Source organism: Actinocorallia herbida, from assembly GCF_003751225.1.
Taxonomy (GTDB): Bacteria; Actinomycetota; Actinomycetes; order Streptosporangiales; family Streptosporangiaceae; genus Actinocorallia; species Actinocorallia herbida.
The window spans coordinates 9,720,325-9,740,945 of sequence record NZ_RJKE01000001.1 but is presented as its reverse complement, the minus strand read 5'-3'; the positions used below and the strand labels follow the sequence as shown (position 1 = coordinate 9,740,945).

Below are 20,621 nucleotides of genomic sequence, written 5' to 3'. Positions count from 1 at the left end.
TACGTCTCATCGTGTTGACCATGCCCTGGGGAGGGAGCCGCCGTGTCGACCACAGCCGCCTCAGCCGGGACCCTTTCCACGTTCCTCGTCCGGCTCGCCGACTTCGCCGAGCCGTCCCCGCACGACGACGTCCTCGACGTCGCGTGCGGACCGAGCCTGATGGCGCACGCGCTGGAGGGACGGGTCGGCCGGATCACCGTCGCGGGGATCGGGCCCGAACCGTCGGGACAGGGGTTTCCCGCCGATCCGTCCGCGCTGCCGTTCGCGGACGGGTCGTTCTCGCTCGTCACCGCCCGTTTCGCCCTGCACCGCCTGACCGACCCGGCCGCCGCCCTGCGCGAGATGCTGCGCGTCTGCCATCCGTCGGGCCGGATCGTGCTGGCCGACCTGGCCCGCACCAACCTGTCCAGCGACCACCGCGACGCCCTGGAACGCGTCCGCGACCCCGGATTCCGGAGCATCCCGCGCATAGACGGACTGCTGGCCATGGTCGAGGGGGCGGGCGCCCGGATCACCGGGATGGACCTGCTCAGCGTCGAGCGCCCGGCCGCCCCGTGGCTGGAGGCCGCGCCCAGCCCCGCGATCGCCGAACGGCTGCGCGAGGTGCTGCTCGCCGAGGTCGACGGCGGGCCGAAGACCGGGGCGAAGCCACGGGTCATCGGCGGCGAGCTGTGGTTCACCCAGACCTGGGCGCATCTCGTGGCCCGGCCCGCCGGGGCGTAGCCGCCGAGGGCGGGCCGCCGCTCAGTCGAGCGGCAGCTCGAACCAGACGGCCTTGCCGTTGGGTGTGGGGCGCGAGCCCCAGCGGGCGGCGATCTGGTCGACCAGGTACAGGCCGCGGCCGCCCTCATCGGTCTCGCCCGCGTTGCGGATGCGGGGGAGGCGGAGGTCGGGGTCGAAGACCTCGACCCAGAGGGCGCGGGCGCCTCGGCGGAGGCGGAGGCGGAACTCCGGCTTCACCGGCTCGGGGCGGCCCAGACCGCCGCTGAGGTCCCAGTCGTCCTCGTCGAAGGAGAGTTCGGGAGCGCCGACCAGGGCGCGTTTCTGGGCGGGGACGTTGGTGGCGTGCAGGACGACGTTGGTGACGATCTCCGACACCAGCAGGCAGGCGGTCTCGGCGGCGTCGTCGCCCAGGCCCCAGGCGGTGAAGGTGTCGGACGCGAGCCTGCGCGCCTCGGAGACCATGATCGGCTCTGCCGGGAAGGTGCGCTCGCGCACCGCGAGCTCCTCCGGCGCGGTCCGGATGACCACCAGCGCCACGTCGTCGTCGATCTCGCCGGGCACCGCGGAGAACACCGCGTGCGCGACGCCCTCGACATCGCCGCGCGACGCCCGGGAGACCGCGGCCCGCACGAGGCCGCGGGACTCCTCGCCGGTGAAGAACGAGCCGTCCGCCTTGGGCCGTCCCTCGGTGAGGCCGTCGGTGTAGAGCACCAGCATGCTGCCGGGCGCCAGGACGACGGTCTCCTCCTCGAAGGCGGCGTCGCCGCCGAGGCCCGCGTGGCGCATGCCGAGCATCGCGCCGGTCGACCTGCTGAAGTCGAGGTCGCCGACGATGTCGCCGACGGCCAGCAGGGGCGGGTGGTGGCCCGCGTTGGCCCAGGTCAGCTCGCGTGACCAGGCGTCGTAGACGAAGTAACTGCACGACACCACCGGTGGGCGCGGGGTGTCGGGACGGGCCATGCCGCGCGTCCACTCGTCCAGCTTGCGCATGATGTCGGCCGGGGACTTGTCGTCCTGGGCGAAGGCGCGCAGCGCGGCGCGCAGCTGCCCCATGACGGCCGCGGCACGGGCCCCGCGGCCCTCCACGTCGCCGATGACGATGCCGACCCGGCCGGCCGAGAGCGGGATCACGTCGTACCAGTCGCCGCCGACCTGGGTCTGCACGCCCTGGCCGTGGGACTCCAGCGGCGGGGCGGGCTCGTACCGCCAGGCGATCTTCAGTCCGTCGAGGTCCGGGGGTCGCTCGCCCGGCAGGAGCTGGCGCTGGAAGGCGAGCGCGGTCTGGCGCTCCTCCTCGAACAGCAGCGCGTTGTCGATCGACAGCGCCACCCGGGACGCGATCGCGCCGACGAGGGTGCGGTCGAACTCGTCGTAGTGCGGGTCGGGACGGCGGCCCAGGTTCGACAGGGCGAGGCTCATCACGCCGAGCACCTCGCCGCGCGCCACCAGGGGCGCCGCGATCATCGAGGTGACGCCGAAGGCGCTGTCCGGGCCCGTGGACTCGGCGAGGACCGCGTCCCTGCGCCGGATCGCCTTGGCCGCGTGGTCGTCGTAGGGGTAGTCGACCTGCTCGCCGGGCTCGGCCCAGGTGCCGGGCGGGGGCGTCCAGTCGCGCGCGTGCGCGGCCACCCTGCGCACCAGCTTGTCGCCGGTCACCAGGTCGATGAACAGGTGGTCGGCGAACTGCGGGACCAGGGTGCCGGCGACCGCGCGCAGCGTCACGTCGAGTTCCAGCGACGCGGCGAGGCGGGTGCCGATGCGGTCGAGCAGGCCGTACCTGTCCTGTTCGCGCTGGTTGCTGCGCAGCGCCTCGCGGGCGAAGATCGCCACCCCGTCGATCGAGCCCGACGGATGGCGCAGCGGGACGGCCTGGGCGCGCGTGTACACGGGCGTGCCGTCGTCGCGCAGGTTGCAGAAGGTGCCCTCCCAGACGCCGCCCTTGAGGACATGCCTGGCCAGGTCCATGGCCTGGTCGTGGTCCTCCTCGGCGATGCCCAGCGAGAGCACGCTCTGCCCGATGAACTCGTCGCCGCCGAAGCCGAACAGCTTCTTGGCGAAGGCGTTGATCGAGATGATGTTGCTGAAGCGGTCCGTGACGATGACCGCCATCTCCATCTGGCTGAAGACCGTCTCCGGCGGCAGCTCCGCGTCGAAGCCGGGTGCTCCGGCCATGGCCCGCGCCCCGTCCTCGGCGGCACTCCACTGGCTCATCCGCTCACCTCCGGCGCCCATTCAACGATGAACGCCGAGCATGCGGCGGGAAAAATATGGAGATCGTCGGCCAAGATGTCAGAGCTTCGCGACGAACACGTGCTCGGCGATACGCCGTGGCAGCTCTGTCTCAGGACCGTCCCCGGAGTCGTCACAGATAACTCGCACACCATCGTCGTCGCCTACCGCGAGAGTCACCTCGCGTCCGGGTTGTATCCCGATCTGCTTGAGTTTAAGCATTTGATCGTGATCCGCCTGGACCTGTTCACCGATCCGCCGGATCACGGCCGCCTGTCCGTCACGTGTGGCGGCGGTCGTCATGGCCGTCACGGGCTCCGCGGAGGCCGCGGCGCGGCCGCCCAGCTCCTCCAGCCCGGGGATCGGATTGCCGTGCGGGCACGCCGTCGGGTTGTCCAGCAGGGCGACCAACCTGGCCTCCACCTGCTCGGACATGACGTGCTCCCACCGGCAGGCCTCGGCGTGCACGTCCTCCCAGGGCAGGCCGATGACGTTCACCAGCAGGCATTCGGCGAGACGGTGCTTGCGCATCACCCGGACGGCGAGTTCACGGCCGGATTCGGTCAGCACCAAGTGCCGGTCGCCCTCGACGCGGAGCAGACCGTCGCGTTCCATCCTGGCCACCGTCTGGCTCACGGTCGGGCCGCTCTGTGAGAGCCGCTCGGCGATCCGTGCCCGGAGCGGGACGATGCCCTCTTCCTCAAGCTCGAACACCGTGCGGAGATACATCTCCGTAGTGTCGATCAGTCCGTGTGAGCTCAAGGTCCCTCCACTCTCCAGCTGGCAGTCTACTTCGCAGCCGCCCCCCGGATGCCCGAGTCTCCGGGCTTTGTTCAGCGTTTTGGGCCGACCGGGTTATTCCGCGTCGCCCGGAAGGCCCGCCACGGCATGGATCGGACGGTCGCCGGGTCCGACATAACGCGCGCTGGGACGGACGAGGCGGCCCGTTCGCTTCTGCTCGAGGATATGCGCCGCCCACCCCGCGGTCCGCCCGCAGGTGAACATCGCGGGCATCATCGCGGTGGGGACTTCGGCGAAGTCCAGGATGACCGCCGCCCAGAACTCCACGTTGGTCTCGATCGCCCGGTCGGGCCGCCGCTCCCGCAGGACGGCCAGGGCCGCGTCCTCCAGCTCCTTGGCCGCCGCGAAGCGGGGCGCGCCCAGTTCCCGGGCGGTCCTGCGCAGGACCCTGGCCCTGGGGTCCTCGGCCCGGTAGACCCGGTGGCCGAACCCCATGAGGCGGTCCCCGTGGTCCATGATCGCGGTGACGACCCCGCGCGCGTCGCCGGTCCGCTCGACCTCCTCGATCATCGGCAGCACCCGGGCGGGCGCCCCGCCGTGCAGCGGCCCGGACATCGCGCCGACCGCCCCGGAGACGGCGGCCGCGGCGTCCGCGCCGGTGGAGGCGATCACCCGGGCGGTGAAGGTCGAGGCGTTCAGCCCGTGCTCGGCGGCGGAGACCCAGTAGGCGTCCAGGGCCCTGACGTGACTCGGGTCCGGCTCGCCCCGCCAGCGGACCAGGAACCTCTCGGCGACCCCGTCCGCGGCGTCCACGACGCGCTGGGGGACGGCCGGGAGGACCGGACCGCGGGCGCTCTGCGCGGCGAAGGACAGGGCGAGGGACGACACGCGGGAAAGGTCCGCCCGGGCCTCCTCGTCCGAGATGTCCAGCAGGGGCCGCATCCCGTAGACCTGCGACAGGGTCGGCAGCGCGGCCTGGACGTCGACCCGGACGTCCCCGGACCGCAGCGGCAGCAGATGCGGCTCCGCCGGGGCCAGGCCCGGGTCGAAGGAATCGTCCACGAGCAGGCCCCAGACCTTGCCGTAAGGGACCTTCCCCACGAGCCCTTCGATGTCGACGCCCCGGTAACGCAGGGCGCCGCCCTCCTTGTCCGGCTCGGCGATCTCGGTCTCGAAGGCGACCACGCCCTCCAGCCCTGGCTTGAACTCACTCATGCGGCCCTGCCTTTCCGGTGCCCCAAGGCGGATCCCTGCGCTCGGCATCCCGGCCATTGGAACCCGTGGCGGGCCCGCCGGGAACCCCTCCCTCATGCCGACCACTACCCCCGCATGCCCGGGCCGTCGCACCGAGGATGAGAAGCTTGACCATCGTGGATCGTTCTCTCGCGGACCCCGCGCACCTCAGAATCTCCTACGACCGGGGCGAACTCGCCGAGGAGTCCGCGCCCGCGGAGCCCTTCGCGCTGTTCACGAGCTGGTTCGCGGACGCGGTGAGCGCGGGCCTCCCCGAGCCCAACGCCATGGTCCTGGCCACCGCCTCGGCCGACGGGGAACCCCGCGCGAGGACCGTCCTGCTCAAGGGCTTCAAGACCGACGGGTTCCGCTTCTTCACCAACCACTCCTCCCGCAAGGGCAGGGACCTCGCCGCCAACCCCCGGGCGAGCCTGCTGTTCCCCTGGCACCCGATCCACCGGCAGGTGATCGTCGGCGGGTCGTGCGAGCCGCTGCCCCCCGAGGAGTCGGCCGCCTACTTCCGGTCTCGGCCTTACGGGTCGCAACTCGGCGCGTGGGCCTCGCACCAGTCGGCGGTGATCGCCGACCGGGCGGAGTTGGAGAATCGGTTCGCCGAATCGGCCGGCAGATGGCCGGAAGCGGACAGCGTGCCCGTGCCCGACTTCTGGGGCGGCTACCTCGTGGTACCCGACTACGTCGAGTTCTGGCAGGGCCGCCCCGACCGGCTGCACGACAGGCTCCGCTACACCCGGGAGAGCGAAGGCTGGCTCCGGGAGCGGCTGGCCCCGTGAAGCTCCTGCTCGACGTCACCCCCCTCCGCAATCCCGCCTACCGGCGGCTGTGGATCGGCAACGGGGTCTCCTTCATCGGCTTCCAGGTCACCGGGGTCGCGGTGCCCGTCCAGGTCTGGCACCTGACCGCGTCGTCCTTCTGGGTGGGCATGCTCAGCATGGTCACCCTCGTGCCCCTGATCGTCTTCGGGCTGTGGGGCGGCGCCGTCGCCGACCACATGGACCGGCGCAGGCTCCTGATGTGGTCCTCGGTGCTCACCTGGGTCGCCACGCTCGCCCTGCTCGCCCAGGCGGTCCTGCGGCTCGACCAGCTGTGGATCATCATGCTGGTCACCGCCCTTCAGTCGACCGGCTTCGCCGTCTCCTCGCCCACCCGCGGCGCGATCATCCCCCGGCTGTTCGACGCGGCCCAGATCCCCGCGGCGAACACCCTCACCTACACCTTCACGCAGGCCGCGACCCTCGCCGGGCCGCTCCTCGCGGGCGTCATCCTCGCCACGGGCTCCTATGCGTGGGCCTACGCGCTGGACGCGGTGCTCTTCACCGTCATGCTCTGGGCCGCCTTCCGGCTCCCGTCCATCCCGCCGCAGGCGGGGGCCGCCCACGGCACCCCGGGCCTGCGCTCGGTCCTCGACGGGCTGCGGTTCCTGCGGAGCCAGCCGGTGCTGCTGCTGTCCTTCGTGGTGGACATCATCGCGATGGGCGTGGCGATGCCGCGGGCGCTGTTCCCCGAACTCGCCCAGACCCGGTTCGGCGACAGCCCGGACGGCGGCCCGGCCGTCGGCTGGCTGTACGCCGCCATCGGGATCGGCGCGGTGCTCGGCGGGCTGTTCTCCGGCTGGATCGGCAGGGTCCGCCGCCAAGGGCTCGCGCTGATCGTCGCGGTCGCGGCCTGGGGCGTCGCGGTGGCGCTCGCCGGGCTCCAGCAGTCCCTGTGGCTGGCGGTCCTGTTCCTGGCCTTGGGCGGCGTGGCGGACCTCGTCTCGGCGGTCTTCCGGCAAACGATCCTCCAGACCTACGCGCCGGACGAGATGCGCGGCCGCGTGCAGGGCATCTTCACCGTCGTCGTCGCGGGCGGGCCGCGGCTCGGCGACCTGCGGGCCGGCCTCATGGCGGTCGCCTTCGGCGCCGGAGTCTCCTGGGTCCTCGGCGGGATCGCCTGCGCCGTCCTCGTGCTCGTCGTCGGCGCCGTGTTCCCCGCGCTGGCCAGGTATCACGCGCCCGGCGGCGGACCGGAGGAACGATCCCCGGCGCAGGTCACGTAGGCTGTTGCGACGTGAGCGACATCGTCATCCCCGCTGAGATCAAGCCCGCCGACGGCCGATTCGGCTGCGGCCCGTCCAAGGTACGGCCCGAGCAGCTCAAGGCGCTGTACGAGTCCGGCAGCACCTACTTCGGCACCTCGCACCGGCAGAAGCCGGTCAAGTCGATCTTCGGCCGGATCCGCTCCGGGCTGAGCGACCTCTTCCAGCTCCCCGAGGGCTACGAGGTCCTGCTCAGCAACGGCGGGACCACCGCGTTCTGGGACGCCGCCGCGTTCGGCCTGGTCCGGGAGAAGTCCCAGCACCTGTCGTTCGGCGAGTTCTCCTCGAAGTTCGGCAAGGTCGTCGCGGGCGCCCCGTGGCTGGGCGAGCCGACGGTGATCTCCGCCGAGCCCGGCAGCCACCCGCAGGCCCGGCCCGAAGAGGGCGTGGACGTCTACGCGCTCACCCACAACGAGACCTCGACCGGCGTCGCGATGCCGATCAAGCGGGTCGTGGACGACGAGTCCCTCGTCTTGGTCGACGCCACCTCCGGCGCGGGCGGCCTGCCCGTCGACGTCTCGGAGACCGACGTCTACTACTTCGCCCCGCAGAAGTGCTTCGCCGCCGACGGCGGCCTGTGGGTGGCGCTCGTGTCGCCCAAGGCGCTCGCCCGGATCGAGGAGATCGCCTCCTCCGGCCGGTACATCCCCGAGTTCTTCAACCTGAAGACCGCGGTGGACAACTCCGCCAAGGACCAGACCTACAACACCCCCGCCGTCGGCACCGCGCTGCTCTTCGCCGAGCAGATCGAGTGGATGAACGGCAACGGCGGCCTGGCCTGGACGACCGCGCGGACCGAGGACTCCTCCTCGCGCCTGTACGGGTGGGCCGAGAAGTCCGAGGTCGCGACCCCGTTCGTCACCGACCCCGCGCAGCGCTCGCAGGTCGTCGGCACGATCGACTTCGCCGAGGGCGTCGACGCGGCCGCGATCGCCAAGACGCTGCGCGCCAACGGGATCGTGGACACCGAGCCGTACCGCAAGCTGGGCAAGAACCAGCTGCGCGTCGGCATGTTCCCCGCGATCGAGCCGGACGACGTCGAGGCGCTCACCGCCTGCGTCGACTACGTGCTCGAGCGGCTGTAGCGGACCGGGCACCCCAGGTCAGGGCATCCCGGACTCGGCAATAGGCTCGATGGCGTGTACCGCCCGACTCGCTGGCTCCTGCCGACCCTCCTGATCCTGCTCGTCCTTGCGGTGGTCCTGGGTACGTTCCTGCGGTGAGCCTTTTCACCAGCGCGCTGCTCGCCGCCGTTCTCCCCCTGGGGAACGGCGGCGACGCGCGAGTGGAGTTCTCCTTCACCGACGACCGGATCACCGAGTCCTCGGGACTCGCCGCCTCGACCCTGCATCCGGGGATCGTCTACACCCACAACGACTCCGGGGGCGAGGCGCGGGTCTACGCGGTCGACGCGAAGACCGGCGCGACCAAGGCCGTCCTGACCTTCGAGGGCCTCACCGCCCGCGACTGGGAGGGGATGGCCCTCGGCAAGGACGAGAAGGGCCGTCCCGCCCTCTACCTGGCCGACATCGGCGACAACCTGCACGGCGCCTGGCCGCACGTCGCGGTGTTCCGGATCCCCGAGCCCGCGAAGCTGCGCGACACGACCCTCCGCGTCACGGCCTTCCGGTTCACCTACGAGGACGGGCCGCGCGACGCGGAGTCGCTGCTCATCGACCCCCGCGACAACCGCCTCTACATCGCCTCCAAGCGCCTCGGGGGCGGCACCTTGTACAGGGCGCCCAAGAAGCTGCGCACGACCGGCATGAACGTCCTCAAGGCCGTGGGGGACGCCCCCTCGTTCGCCACCGACGGCGCGTTCGCCCCCGACGGCAGCACGTTCGTGATCCGCGGATACACCTCGGCGACCGTCTACAAGGCGCCGGGCGAGCGGGTCGACCGGATCTCGCTGCCCGTCCAGGAGCAGGGCGAGGGCATCACCTACACCCCCGACGGCAAGGCGCTCCTGATCAGTTCCGAGGGCGCCGACCGCGATGTGTGGCGGGTCCCTCTTCCCGAGGACGCCCTCCCTGAACCCTCCCCGACGGCTGAAACCGCCAATAAGGAAACTTCAGGAACTAATAAGGGCGTCGGATTGTTGCTTCTGGTTGGCGTCACGATGGCAGCGGTCTTCTTCGGGCGCAGACGAAAGTGAGTGGAGCGTGTCACTATTCCTTCCGTGGACCACGAGCTCGTCGGCCTGAGGGCCGAGGGCCGTCGCCCGCCCGGCGGCGCGCCCTTCGCCCTGCTGGCCTTCGCCGTCGCGCTGATCCCGCTCAAGCCCTCGTGGCTGTGGGCGTCCCTCGTGCTCGGCTTGGCCGCGCTGCCCTTGGTGCTGCCCGGCCAGCGCCCCGGACCCCGCTGGCGGCTGTCGCCCGCGGGGCTCCAGCTGATCGGCCGGGACGGCGGGATCGTCCAGTCCTATGAGCCCGGACGGGTGCAGGAGCTGTCGATCAGCGCGGACGAGCAGGTGCTCACCGTGCACCACAAGTTCGGCACCACCCAGCTCGGCACCCTTCCCGAGATGGGCTTCGAGCCGCACGCGTTCTTCGTGACCGCCCGGCGCGCCGGGATCCCCGTGCACGTCGTGGACAACGACTTCGCGCCCGACCCCGACGAGGAGCAGGACTACCTCGACGTCGAGGCGGCCCTGATGTCCGCGGTGATCGAGGCCGCGGAGCCGTCCGGCGGGCCGGTGACCCTGACGTCGCAGAGCGAAGGGGCGTCGCGGCTGCGCGCCGCGCTGCTCGGCGGCACCGCGGTCTGCCTGGCGTGGCTGATGGTGATCGTCTCGGCCGTCCAGGGCGTGGAGAGCGTCTCGGCGCGCTTCGGCGCGGGCCTGTGGGCGCTCGGCGGCACGCTCGCCGCCCTGGCCGTGCGGCGGCGGCTGCGCCGGACCTCGCCGGTGCACTGGGCGATCTCCGACGAGGCGGTCCAGGACATCCCCGCGGAGACGATCGGCGCGCTGCTGCTCGGCCCCGGCCCTGAGCTCAACCCGCTCAGCGGCGAGCCGGAGTACGCGCCGCTCACCGCGGTCGTCTTCGACCACAGGCTGCGGGTGATCGGCCAGCTCAACGCGCGCGGCATGGACGAGTTCCAGCTCGCGCACACCCTCGACGAGCACGGCTACCGGGTCGTGTCCACCGCGCCGGCGGCGATCCGGCCCTCGGAGTACGGCCTCGACGGGCTCCCGGAGATCTTCTCCCAGGTGCCGGGAGGCCGCCTGGTGGTCGGCGAGGACGGGCTCGGCTGGGCCGACATGGCCGGGGACGTCATGCTCAAGATGCCCGCCGACAGGATCGGCGTGGTGGAGCTGCTCACCGTGGACGGCCACGCGTGGCTGCGCGTCTACGACACCGATGGCGAGGAGTTCCTCGCCGCCCCGCTGAAGGCGCTGCGCATCGCCAGGACGGATCTGCGCGAGAAGGCGCGGGCGGTGGGCCTGCCCGTCACCGACGCCGAGTACGACGCCTACCTGAGCGCCGCCTTCCACGGCGCGGTCTCCACGATCGCCGCCGAGGACCCCTCGCCGCTGCCGACCCCCGAGAGCGGGCCGGGCGCGCTGCTCGACGTCACGCCGCGGGCCCGGCTGTGGGCCTACGGGGTGACCGCGGCGATCGCGCTCCTGGTGACGGTGACGATCGCCTGGGTGATCCTCGGATTCCGGCCGGTGATGGCCTGGTCGGTGCCGCTCGGGCTGCTGGTCGGCTTCCTCGGCGCCTGGTTCTACGACCGCAATCGCTCCCAGCTGCGGGTGTCGATGCACGGGATCGCCTCGGTGACCCGGCTCGGCAGGACCGACTGGAGCCTGCGGCGCGAGACCGTCGGCGGGGTCGGCATCGACCACTCCGGCGAGGGCGTTCCGCGGCTCGTCGTGTGGAGCCCCGCGGGCCGGGTGCTGCGGCGGGTCTCGTTCGCGCCCGACCTCGCCGAGCTGCGCCGCGCGTGCGAGCGCTACGGGCTGCCTTGGGGCCCGCCCGACGGCGCGGGGTCCGCGGCTCCCCCGCCGGAGATCTGAGGCGCTGACAAACCGCTGAGGGCCCGATGGGGGCCATCAGGCGTCGGCGAAGGGCAGTTCCCGCAGGAGCGTGTGGCCCGGCCTCGGAAAGTGGCTGATCATCAGGTCGACGGCCTCGGGGGTCCACGGCCGTCCGGCGAAGTCGCCCAGCAGAGCGGCGTGGCCGCGCAGGTCGCGGGGTTCGCGGCTGCGGGCCAGCGTCAGGTGCGGACGGAACTCCCGCTCGTGCCCCTGCGGCTTGAGGCCCGCGCGCGTCCCCGCCTCGGTGCAGCGCTCGGCCAGGGCGGCCAGCTCCGCGAGATCGCCTTCGACGCCCGCCCACAGGACCTTGGCTCGGCCGGGCGCGCGGGTGGGGAAGGCGCCCGCCCCCGCCAGCTCCAGGCGCGGCGCCGGGCCCGCCGCGACGGCCGCGGCCAGCAGCCCGGGCAGCGCCTCGGCCGCCGCGTCGTCGGCCTCGCCGTAGAAGGCGAGGGTCAGATGCCACTGCGTGCGCGAGGCCCAGCGCAGCCCGGGATGGGCGCGCTTGACCTCGGCGACGACCCCGGCCAGGGCGTCCAGCACGTCGGACGGCGGGTGGATCGCGGCGAACAGGCGCATGTTCCCCTCGGCGATCAGCCGAACACCCGGGCGTGGGCGTTCAGGACATGGCTGAGCAGTGCGGGGGGCCGGTCATGTGCGCCGTCGGGCAGCAGGTCGGGGGTGAGGGTCCAGGAGCCGCCCACCCACGGGTCGGACAGGGTGCCCCCGGACGGCGGCAGGGTGCTCCCGGCCATCTTGATCCGCATCGCCCTGACCGACTCGTCGGTGGGCGTGTCGGTCTCCACGAGCAGGACCGGGACGGCGAGGGGAGGTCCCTCGGTGGCCAGCCGGATCAGCCGGTCGCCGTGCTCCTCCAGCGCCGCGCCGACGTCGAAGACCACCACGAGGCGGACCGGGGGAGCGCCGTCGAGGAACATCTGCTCCTCGCCGCCGACCGCGCGGAGGTCGACGAGGTCGAGCAGCCGGTCGAGCCGTCTTCCCGCCTCTGCGCCGACCGCGACGCCGCCGCCGCACAGGAGGTCCCGGCTCGGCCCCGGCAGCCCGTTCAGCCAGCCCGCGCCCGACAGTCCCGTCGGGTCGATCACGTCGAGGGCGACCGCGCCGGGCGGGACCGCGGCGAGGAACCGGGTGACCAGCGACCAGGCGAAGGCCGCGGCGTCGCCGGGGGCGGTGCCCCGGTCGATCCACACCGGACGGCCGAACGGCACCCGAAGGATCAGCGGGATGCGCAGGGTGGACACCTCGTCGGCGTCCAGGTGGCCGAGGAGCAGGCCCTGGCCGACCTGGTCCGAAGGCTGCCAGGTGAGCCACGACGGCCCGGCGAACGGCGACACCTCCGCGCCGACCACTCCCTCGTGGACGGCGAGTTCGGTGGCGAGCTGGGCCATGTCGGCGGTCAGCCGCTCCATCCCGGCGTCCATGAGCTCCTGGGCGCGGCCGCGCGGCGCCTGCCCGGTGACCTCCTGGTCCCGGACGCCGAGCGCGTGCTCCAGCGAGCCCCGGTAGGAGTCGAGCGAGCGGCTGGCGTCCTCCCAGACCATCCAGACCCGGTCCACGAACGGCACGGCGCCGTCCTGCGGCGCGTCCTGCGACCCGTTCTGCGGCGCGCCCCCGAAGGGATCGGACGCGAAGGGATCGGACGCGATGGGATCGGACTCGACGGGATCCGGCGTGCCGGGATCGGGCATGACGGGATCGGGCAGCGCACGCGGCTGCGGGGACTCCTGCGGACCGGGGTCGGCCACCTCGACGCCGTGGTCGGCGAGCAGGGCGGCGAGTCCCCCGGCGTAGCCCTGGCCGACGGCCCTGACCTTCCACTCGCCGGCGCGGCGGTAGAGCTCCAGCGCGACGAGCGCGGTCTCCTCACCGAGCCCGCCCATCGCGAACGTGTGCCCGTCCACCAGGACGGTCGGGGCGGGAACCGTCGCGAACGGGGCGCCGTCGCCCAGGCTGAGCGCGACGAGCACGGCGTGCACATCCCGCGGCAGGGCCGCGAGGTCGATCTCCAGGGCCTCCTGGCTCCACCGCACCCCGGGACCGGCCGGGGCGTTGTAGAACACCAGGTCGTCGTCGGTGCGCACTCGCAGATCCCGGCCGACGAGCAGGGCGCTCAGATCGGCCGGGACCGCGCAGGTGTGCGTGACGGTCAACCGGGAGGCTCGAAGGGGGGCGTTGGCCCCTCGGACGAGGGCGGTCACTGTCAGGCGTGCGCCGCGATCGCCGGGAGCATGTCCTGGAAGGTCCGGCCCTGGCTTGGTTCGCCGATCGCGCCGAGCTTCCACTCCTGGCCGTGCCGGTAGAGCCGGGCCATCACCATGCCGGTGTGCGCGCCGCCCCCGGTGAGGGTGTAGCGGGCGAGCTCAGTGCCCGAGGTCTCGTCGACCAGGCGGCAGAAGGCGTTCTGCACCTGGTTGAAGTTCTGGCCCTGGAAGGAGCTGACGGTGAAGACCAGCGAGGTGACGTGGACCGGCACCCGGGAGAGGTCCACGATGATCGACTCGTCGTCGCCGTCGCCCGCGCCGGTGAGGTTGTCGCCGGTGTGCCGGATGGAGCCGTCACGGCTGGTCAGCTGGCCGAAGTAGACGACGTCGGCGACCTGCTGGTCGGCGAAGACCACGACCGAGGCGTCGAGGTCGATGTCCTGCTCGCGCGAGCCGAAGAACCCCTTCTTCTTGATCGCGTCCCAGCCGAGGCCCATCCGGACCAGCGTGAGGCCGCCCCCGCCCGGCTTGCTCAGCGAGATCCGCTGGCCTTTCTGCAAGGAAACAGTCACTGCTCCGCCCCTTCATCGCGTCTGCACCGGGACCAGCTTTTCAAGCGGCCGGGTCGGTTGTCACCTGGCTGATGAGACTATGCGTTGGCACCGACGGTTTCCTTCTCGATCTCCGCATCTTCCGCAGCCCCGCGGCGCAGCAGGATCGCCGCGAACCCCGTGAGCACCGCCACGGTGCCGCCGAAGACGATCGAGACCCGGCCGCCGAACTCGCCGGCCATCCAGCCGACGAACGGCGCGGTGATCGGGTTCACACCCATGAAGACCAGCATGTACAGGCCCATCACCCGGCCGCGCATGTCGGCGGCGACGCCGAGCTGCATCGTCGCGTTGGCGGCGGTGGTGAAGGTCATGAGCAGGACGCCGGTCGGCACCAGCATCGCCAGGAACAGGGGCCAGGTCGGCATGATCCCGACGAGGACCGCGGCGACGCCGAACAGCAGGACCGAGCCGTAGAGCAGCCGGTCGTTGGGGCGCACCCGCCGGGCCGCGAGCAGCGCGCCGGTGACCGAGCCGACCGCCATCGCGGTGCTGGCCAGGCCGAACTGGGACGCGCCCATGCCGAAGTCCTTGGTGGCCACCAGCGCCGTGGTGATCTGGAAGTTCATCGCGAATCCGGCGACCAGCGCGATGGTGACGAGGATCATCACCAGATCCGGCCGGTTGCGGACATAGCGCAGTCCCTCGCGGAGCTGGCCCTTCTGCCGGGGGACGGGTGGATGGGTGTGCAGCTCGCTCTCGCGCATCCGCCACAGCCCGTAGAGGACCGCGCCGAACGACGCGAAGTTGATCAGGAAGACCGGGCCGGTGCCGATCATCGCGATGAGCACGCCCGCGACGGCGGGTCCGACGACCCGGGCGCCGTTGAAGGTCGCGCTGTTCAGGGCGACGGCGTTGGGCAGGTCGTCCTTGCCGACGAGCTCGCTCACGAACGCCTGGCGGGCCGGGTTGTCGAACACCGTGGCCACGCCGAGCCCGAACGCCAGGACGTACACATGCCAGACCTGGGCGATTCCCCCGACGTCGAGCAGGCCGAGTACCAGCGCGGGCAGCGCCAGGCCGACCTGGGTGGCGGCGATGAGCTTGCGGCGCGGGATGCGGTCGGCGACCACGCCGCCCCAGAGCCCGAACAGCAGCATCGGCAGGAACTGGAGCGCGGTGGTGATGCCCAGGGCGGTGCCGCTGCCGTGGGTCAGCTGGAGGACCAGCCAGTCCTGGGCGATGCGCTGCATCCAGGTGCCGGTGTTGGAGATCACCTGCCCGGACAGGAAGTACCGGTAGTTGCGGTTGCGCAGGCTGCGGAACATCCCGGCCCGCGGCGCCCGCCGCTTCGGCTCCGGTGCCGTCAGCTCCGGCTGAGCTTGTCCAGGACCGGTGCCGCCTGTTCCAGCGCCGCCCGCTCCCCCGGCGTGAGCTCCGCCAGCCGCTGCGCCAGCCAGGCCTCCTTCAGCCTGCGGTGCTCGACGAGCAAGGAGCGCCCGGAATCGGTGAGGGCGAGCACCACCTGGCGTCCGTCGGTCGGATGCGCCCGCCGCGCGACGAGCCCCGCGGACTCCAGCGACGCGACGGTCCGCGTCATCGACGGCGGTTTCACGTGCTCGTGCTCGGCCAGCGCACGCGGGGTCATCTCCCCGTGCTTGCCCAGGGTCGCGAGCGTCGAGAACTGGGTGAGCGACAACTCGCTCCCGGCCTGTCGGCGCAGTCGCCTGGACAGCCGGGCCACCGAGATCCGCAGTTCCGCGGCCAGCCCGGCGAAGTCGGTCGTCTTCGTTGGTTCCATCGTCAACATCATTAGCAAAAGTCATTACTCTTGCTAACGATACTCCTCTCCCGGCGATTCCCCCAAGAGGGGGGTGGACGGCTTTCCCGGATAGTCTGACCGCATGTCACGCCCGCACCCGCCGCAACCGGAGCCGATCACGACGGACAACGTCCGGATCGCCGCCGCGGGCACGGTCGCCTGGGTCGTCGCGTTCGTGGTGCTGCTGATCGTCCGGCTGCCCGAGGAACACCGCTGGTGGCTGTGGGTGTGCGTGATGGGCACCGTCATCGGCGGCTTCGCCTGCGCGTACCTGCCGCGGTTCGAGCGCAAGCGCACCTCGCCCCGCGCCGAGACCGCCGACGCCGACCCGCCCGAGGGCGCGTCCGGCTGACCCCCGCGGCCGGGCCGGTCCTCGGCTCAGTCCAGGTCGGCCTCGGCGAGCAGGTCGCCCGCCTCCTCCGGCGCGGTGAGCAGCGCGGCGAGCAGCAGCCTGTCGCCCCAGCGGCCCATCTCCCAGGCGATCGCGCGGGCCAGGCCCTGCGGGGTCGCCGCGTGCGGCGCGCCGTCGTACCACCACGCCACCGCACGCCCGTCGACGACCAGTGCGTCATGGTGCAGGTAGGTCTCCGGCGCCTCGGGGAACAGCGCCCGGACATGGCCCGGCACCTCCCGCTCGACGCCCTCGCCCGCGATCTCCCCGGGGATCTCCTCCGACGCCACGCCGAGATCCAGCAGGTCGGCCAGGGCCGCGGCCCGGTCCAGCGGCAGCAGGACCAGCGGCTGGCCCTCCAGCAGCGGAAGCGCGTAGGGCACGTCGACGACGATCGCGTCCTCGGCCGGGACGACCTCGGGCACTCCCCCGGACAGGGCGCGGACCTGCGAAGGCGGCGCCGCCCCCTCGGTCCCGGCGAGCCACGCCCAGAGGGCGCGCAACTGCGGCCGGGTGACGGGCAGGGCGGGGTCGGCGAGCCGGTCGAGCAGCTCGTCCGGAGGCACATCGGCAAGGGCGGCCCGGACTCCTAGCGCGCGGGCGAACCCGGCATCGAGACCGGGAGGCGCGGGCGCATATAGGCCGTCGAGGAGGGGATCGGCGTCCTCGGTCCGGCGCGGCCCGCCGAGCACCTCGTGCTCGGCGAGCCACCAGGCGGTGTAGGACGGCGCGGTCTGCCCGTCCATGAACCGCACGGGCTCGATGATCGCCTCGCGGTAGGGCGGCCGGGACAGCAGCGTGAGAGCCGCCTCCCAGTCCTTGACGAGTTCGAGGTCGCGGACCGCCACCAGCTCCGGAATGTGCCCGGCAGGCAGGTCCCAGTCTTCTGCACCGTCGAGATCGAGGTCTTCGGGATCGGCGTCCTGCGCGCGCAGGAGGGCGAAGCCCCGCAGCACGCCCACGGCCGCCAGTGCGTCCTCGCCGTACTCCTCGATCAGCTCGGCGGCCACGACCCCGAAAGGCGAGTCCTCGCCCATGACGTCGCGGAGCGGGGCGTCGGGGAACATCAGCTCACCCGCCGGATACAGCTCTCCGTCTTCCGCGGGCAGCGCCAGCTCGGCCAGCCACGGCTCACCCGGCGTGATCAGGCCCCTGGCCAGGGACAGGACCGCGTCGGCGACGGCCTCGGGATCCTCGGCGTCCATCGAGCCCTCCACCGCGGCGCGCACCGCGGGGTCGGCGAGCACCTGCCGCGGCCCCGCCTCGACCGCGCCCAGGCGCAGCAGGAGCGGGTGCTCGGCCTCGGGATCGGCGACGCGCAGGCCCAGCACCTCAAGGTGCTCCGGCGAAGGCAGGTCGCGGCCCAGCAGCACGCCCCTGGGGCCCCTGACCAGCCGACCGTCGCTGAGCGGGACCGGCAGCGCGCCGAGTTCTCCGGCGTCGGCCGAGGCCAGCGCGGTGTAGATCTGCCGCCACCAGGACGGCTCGCGCTCGACCGCGGCGAGCGCGTCGGCGACGTCGGCGAGGCCCATCCGGCGCACCCCGAGCGCGCGCAGCGCCCGGTGCCCCGCGGGCCAGCCCGTCGGCAGCAGCCCGGGGACCACGCCCGTCAGCGCCGCCACGACGGGCGGGGGCGCGTCCACCACGACGGCGTCACGGCCCCTGACCCGGGCGCGGCCGTCCTCGGCGAGCGGCAGCAGCGGCCGGTCGGGCAGCGCGGCGAGGACGGCGGCGCGCAGTGCCCCGTCCAGGGCCGACGCGCCGACGGGGCCGGGCACGAGATCCAGCGCCTCGGGGCCGGTCGCGCCTCCGACGAGCTCGGTGTACGCCTCGGCGGCGCGGGCCACGAGGAAGTCGGTGAGCGGTCCCGGCTGGACGTGCCGCCGGTCCGGCGCGAGCGGGAAGCCCGCGATGAGCAGGGCGGGAAGGTCGAGGCCCTCGTCGCTCGGAGTGGGCGCGTACAGCACGCCGGGGCCCTTCGGCGGGCCGTCCAGCGGCCCGCGCGGCTCGGCGCGCACCGCCCAGCGCACCGACCAGTAGGGCCGGGCCCGCTCTTCGGTGGGGCGGTCGGCCAGCAGCTCGGGCGGGATGCCGCCCTGGTGCGCCACGGTGCGCCACTCGGTGACCGACGAGCCTTCCCCGCCGGTCTCCACGATCACCACGAGGCCGTCGCCCGCCTCGGACGCCTGGAGGACCCGGCTGCGCCCGTCCACGGTCACCGTGACCATGCCGAGCGCGGGCAGGCCGAGCATCAGCTCGGGGCCGAACTCCTCGAGCCCGGCGCGGACGCTCCGCTCGGCGGCCTCGTCGCGCAGCGGGAGCGTCACCTGGGTCGTGTGGCCCTCGGGCGGCGGGGCCGACGACGCGAAGGGCAGCCGCAGCACCGGCACCTGGTTCCCGCGCCGGGCGATCTCCTCGGCGAGTTCGGGGACCACCTCGACGAGCTGGAGGGTCTCCTCCGCCGACCAGGCCACCGAACCCGTCAGCGAGGAGATCGACGGCCGGTCGCAGACCGAGACGACCGCGGCGAAGCCCACGCCGAACCGCCCGGCGGTCGCGCGCAGGGCGTCTTCGCCGCTTTCCGGGACGCCGCCCTGAGCGGGGGTCTTCGTGGAGGCGCGCAGCGTGGACAAAGACTCGACGGCCGCCGCGGTGAGCGGCGCGCCGGTGTTGGCCGCGGTGAGGACGCCCGCGTTCAAGGTCAGGTGCAGCTCGCCGGGCACGCCCGCGCGGACCGCCGCGTCGGCGGCGTTCTGCGCGAGTTCGATCACCACGCGGTCGCGGTAGCCGCCGAGCGCGTGGTCCTCCTCGGTGTTGGCGTCCTCCCGGAAGCGCGCCGGGGACGCGGTCCACGCGGCGAGGACGCGGGCGCGGATCCCGGCGGTGCCGAACGGGTCGAGCGGATCGGCCGGGGTGGTGGCGCCGGCTTCCGCGGCGGGGTCGGTCATCCCGGCCCTCAGCCGTCGCCGTCCCGCTCCGCCGCGGCGGGCGGCGCGTCGGCGGCTTCCGGCTCGGCGGGCTCGTCCTCGTCCTCGGCCACCTGCGCGGCCGCCACCGCGAGTGCCGTCTCGGCCCCGGGAGTGAAGTTGGGCATGGAGTCGAAGCTCAGCTCGTCGAGGATCAGCGGCGGGGCCTCGGCGGCCGACGGCACGTGCACGGCCTCGGAGTGGCCGCCGCAGCCGTGGTCGGCGGCGACGACGCGGCCGTCGTCGGGCACGTAGGCGTTGGCGCAGACCCCGAACAGCAGGCGCAGCTCACCCGACAGCGGGATGAAGAAGCCGCAGGTGCTGCACGGCGCGGGCGCGGCGGCGGCGATCGGCGCGGCGGGGCCCGCGGTGCCCTCGTACCAGCGCTCCGCGGCCTGGTCGCGGCCCTCTGCGGACAGCACGCGGGCCCGGCCGAGGCCGAGCTCCCACTGCGCCTCGACGTCGCCGTCGACCTCGTCGGCCTCGGTGAAGCCGGGCGCCAGGCGCGCGTCGTCCTCGGCGGTGGGCAGGAGGTCGCCGGGGCCCATGTCGCCGGGGCGCAGCCGCTCCAGCCAGGGCACCCAGGGAGGCGGCATGATCGCCTCGTCGCCCGGCATGAGGGCGGTCTCGGAGATCGTGATGTTCTTGGCGCGGGACGCACGGGTGACCGTGACGGCCCAGCGCCAGCCCCTGTAGCCGGAGTCGGTGCAGGCGAAGTAGTGGGTGACCACACGGTCGCCTTCCACCGCCCAGCCGAGGTGCTCGCCGACCTCCGAAGGCTTGGCCGTCTCTTTCGCCGCCTCCAGAGCTGGCTCGACGGCCTGCACACATGCCGTGTCAGCGGCAGGGGTGCGGCTGCGGCGGGAAGCGGCGGGGTGGAGAGAGGTCACACACCGATTGTCGCTCATCCCGAGGTATGGCCGTGCACGCGCCCGCCGTCGGAGTCGGCCGCGCCGCCTATGCTGACGCGTTATGAGGGTGGGCTATGACGGGATGACGACGGGAATGATCGGGTTCGATCTCGACATGACCCTGGCGGACACCCGCCGGGGCATCGGCGCGGTCTACGCCGCCCTGGCCGCCGAGACCGGCGTCGCCATCGACGTCCCCGTGGTGACCGCGCGGCTCGGGCCGCCCCTGGACATGGAGCTCGCCCACTGGTTCCCGGCCGAGCACATCCCGGAAATGGTGGAAAGGTTCCGCGCCCTCTACCCCGACCTTGCCATTCCGGCGACCGATCCGATGACGGGCGCCGCCGAAGCCGTCCAGGCGGTGCGCGCCGCCGGAGCCGGGGTCCTCGTCGTCACCGCCAAGAACCGGCCCCACGCCGTCGCGACCCTGGCCCACCTCGGGCTGGAGGCCGACCTGGTCGTGGGCGGGCTCTGGTCGTCGGCCAAGGGCGCGGCCCTGCGCGAGCACGGCGCGCACACCTATGTCGGCGACCACACCGCCGACGTCGACGCCGCCCGCACGGCCGGGGCGTTCAGCCTCGCCGTCGCCACCGGCCCTTTCACCGCCGAGGCCCTGACGGCCTACGGAGCCGATCACGTCCTCCCCGACCTGACGTCGTTCCCCGCCTGGTTCGCCGCGCGTTGAGAGGGCTCCGGCGAGG

At 73.1% G+C, this 20,621-nt stretch carries 18 protein-coding genes; 8 read left to right on the top strand and 10 right to left on the bottom strand.

The genetic code is table 11. From position 1 onward, the window contains the following. Window positions 1-42 precede the first annotated feature (42 nt). A complete protein-coding gene (locus tag EDD29_RS44520; RefSeq protein ID WP_123670134.1) occupies window positions 43-723 on the top strand; it encodes a class I SAM-dependent methyltransferase in 681 nt (226 codons plus the stop codon). A 21-nt stretch (window positions 724-744) separates the two neighbouring features. On the opposite strand, the gene EDD29_RS44515 is transcribed toward EDD29_RS44520, so the two are convergent. The 3 genes from EDD29_RS44515 to EDD29_RS44505 all read right to left on the bottom strand — a co-directional run bounded on the left by EDD29_RS44515 (window position 745) and on the right by EDD29_RS44505 (window position 4,908). Further along, window positions 745-2,934: an ATP-binding SpoIIE family protein phosphatase gene (locus EDD29_RS44515; RefSeq protein WP_123670133.1), complete on the bottom strand. Its 2,190-nt coding sequence runs from the start codon at window positions 2,932-2,934 to the stop codon at window positions 745-747. Window positions 2,935-3,012: 78 nt separating this feature from the next. Beyond that, a complete protein-coding gene (locus tag EDD29_RS44510) occupies window positions 3,013-3,714 on the bottom strand; it encodes an iron-dependent transcriptional repressor DtxR (RefSeq protein WP_123670132.1) in 702 nt (233 codons plus the stop codon). Between the two features lie 93 nt (window positions 3,715-3,807). Then, the gene (locus tag EDD29_RS44505) at window positions 3,808-4,908 is read right to left on the bottom strand and encodes a citrate synthase 2 (protein WP_123670131.1); all 1,101 of its coding nucleotides are present in this window, start codon (window positions 4,906-4,908) and stop codon (window positions 3,808-3,810) included. 155 nt (window positions 4,909-5,063) lie between these two features. On the opposite strand from EDD29_RS44505, the gene pdxH reads away from it, so the two are divergent. The 5 genes from pdxH (at window position 5,064) to EDD29_RS44480 (ending at window position 11,039) form a co-directional block, all read left to right on the top strand. Then, the gene (gene pdxH, locus EDD29_RS44500; RefSeq protein ID WP_246053742.1) at window positions 5,064-5,717 is read left to right on the top strand and encodes a pyridoxamine 5'-phosphate oxidase; all 654 of its coding nucleotides are present in this window, start codon (window positions 5,064-5,066) and stop codon (window positions 5,715-5,717) included. Next, on the top strand, window positions 5,714-6,982 hold the full coding sequence (locus EDD29_RS44495) for an MFS transporter (protein WP_246053337.1): 1,269 nt from the start codon (window positions 5,714-5,716) through the stop codon (window positions 6,980-6,982). The genes pdxH and EDD29_RS44495 overlap by 4 nt, the downstream gene beginning before the upstream one ends. Window positions 6,983-6,993: 11 nt before the next feature. Further along, on the top strand, window positions 6,994-8,106 hold the full coding sequence (gene serC, locus EDD29_RS44490) for a phosphoserine transaminase (protein WP_123670129.1): 1,113 nt from the start codon (window positions 6,994-6,996) through the stop codon (window positions 8,104-8,106). A gap of 134 nt (window positions 8,107-8,240) precedes the next feature. Next, a complete protein-coding gene (locus EDD29_RS44485; protein WP_123670128.1) occupies window positions 8,241-9,176 on the top strand; it encodes a hypothetical protein in 936 nt (311 codons plus the stop codon). Between the two features lie 24 nt (window positions 9,177-9,200). Further along, window positions 9,201-11,039, top strand: a complete 1,839-nt coding sequence (locus EDD29_RS44480; protein WP_123670127.1) for a hypothetical protein — start codon at window positions 9,201-9,203, stop codon at window positions 11,037-11,039. Between the two features lie 36 nt (window positions 11,040-11,075). On the opposite strand, the gene thpR is transcribed toward EDD29_RS44480, so the two are convergent. The 5 genes from thpR to EDD29_RS44455 form a co-directional block, all read right to left on the bottom strand. Beyond that, complete coding sequence (gene thpR, locus EDD29_RS44475) at window positions 11,076-11,636, bottom strand: RNA 2',3'-cyclic phosphodiesterase (protein WP_123670126.1); 561 nt, start codon at window positions 11,634-11,636, stop codon at window positions 11,076-11,078. A gap of 14 nt (window positions 11,637-11,650) precedes the next feature. After that, complete coding sequence (locus EDD29_RS44470; RefSeq protein WP_246053336.1) at window positions 11,651-13,228, bottom strand: TerD family protein; 1,578 nt, start codon at window positions 13,226-13,228, stop codon at window positions 11,651-11,653. Window positions 13,229-13,278: 50 nt separating this feature from the next. Beyond that, window positions 13,279-13,851: a TerD family protein gene (locus tag EDD29_RS44465; RefSeq protein ID WP_123670124.1), complete on the bottom strand. Its 573-nt coding sequence runs from the start codon at window positions 13,849-13,851 to the stop codon at window positions 13,279-13,281. Window positions 13,852-13,928: 77 nt separating this feature from the next. Further along, complete coding sequence (locus EDD29_RS44460) at window positions 13,929-15,158, bottom strand: MFS transporter (protein ID WP_123670123.1); 1,230 nt, start codon at window positions 15,156-15,158, stop codon at window positions 13,929-13,931. A 38-nt stretch (window positions 15,159-15,196) separates the two neighbouring features. Beyond that, window positions 15,197-15,631, bottom strand: coding sequence for a MarR family winged helix-turn-helix transcriptional regulator (locus EDD29_RS44455; RefSeq protein WP_123671073.1), 435 nt, complete (start codon window positions 15,629-15,631; stop codon window positions 15,197-15,199). 103 nt (window positions 15,632-15,734) lie between these two features. Between EDD29_RS44455 and EDD29_RS44450 the strand changes: the two genes are divergently transcribed. After that, window positions 15,735-16,004, top strand: coding sequence for a DUF2530 domain-containing protein (locus EDD29_RS44450; protein WP_123670122.1), 270 nt, complete (start codon window positions 15,735-15,737; stop codon window positions 16,002-16,004). A 26-nt stretch (window positions 16,005-16,030) separates the two neighbouring features. Here EDD29_RS44450 and EDD29_RS44445 read toward each other — a convergent pair whose 3' ends face one another. Both EDD29_RS44445 and EDD29_RS44440 read right to left on the bottom strand, forming a co-directional pair. Next, window positions 16,031-18,991, bottom strand: a complete 2,961-nt coding sequence (locus tag EDD29_RS44445; RefSeq protein ID WP_123670121.1) for a sacsin N-terminal ATP-binding-like domain-containing protein — start codon at window positions 18,989-18,991, stop codon at window positions 16,031-16,033. Between the two features lie 8 nt (window positions 18,992-18,999). Then, window positions 19,000-19,836 (bottom strand): DUF3027 domain-containing protein, encoded by an 837-nt coding sequence (locus tag EDD29_RS44440; RefSeq protein WP_425455003.1) that lies wholly within the window; start codon window positions 19,834-19,836, stop codon window positions 19,000-19,002. Between the two features lie 145 nt (window positions 19,837-19,981). Between EDD29_RS44440 and EDD29_RS44435 the strand changes: the two genes are divergently transcribed. Further along, window positions 19,982-20,605: an HAD family hydrolase gene (locus EDD29_RS44435; RefSeq protein ID WP_246053335.1), complete on the top strand. Its 624-nt coding sequence runs from the start codon at window positions 19,982-19,984 to the stop codon at window positions 20,603-20,605. The last annotated feature ends 16 nt before the right edge of the window (window positions 20,606-20,621 follow it).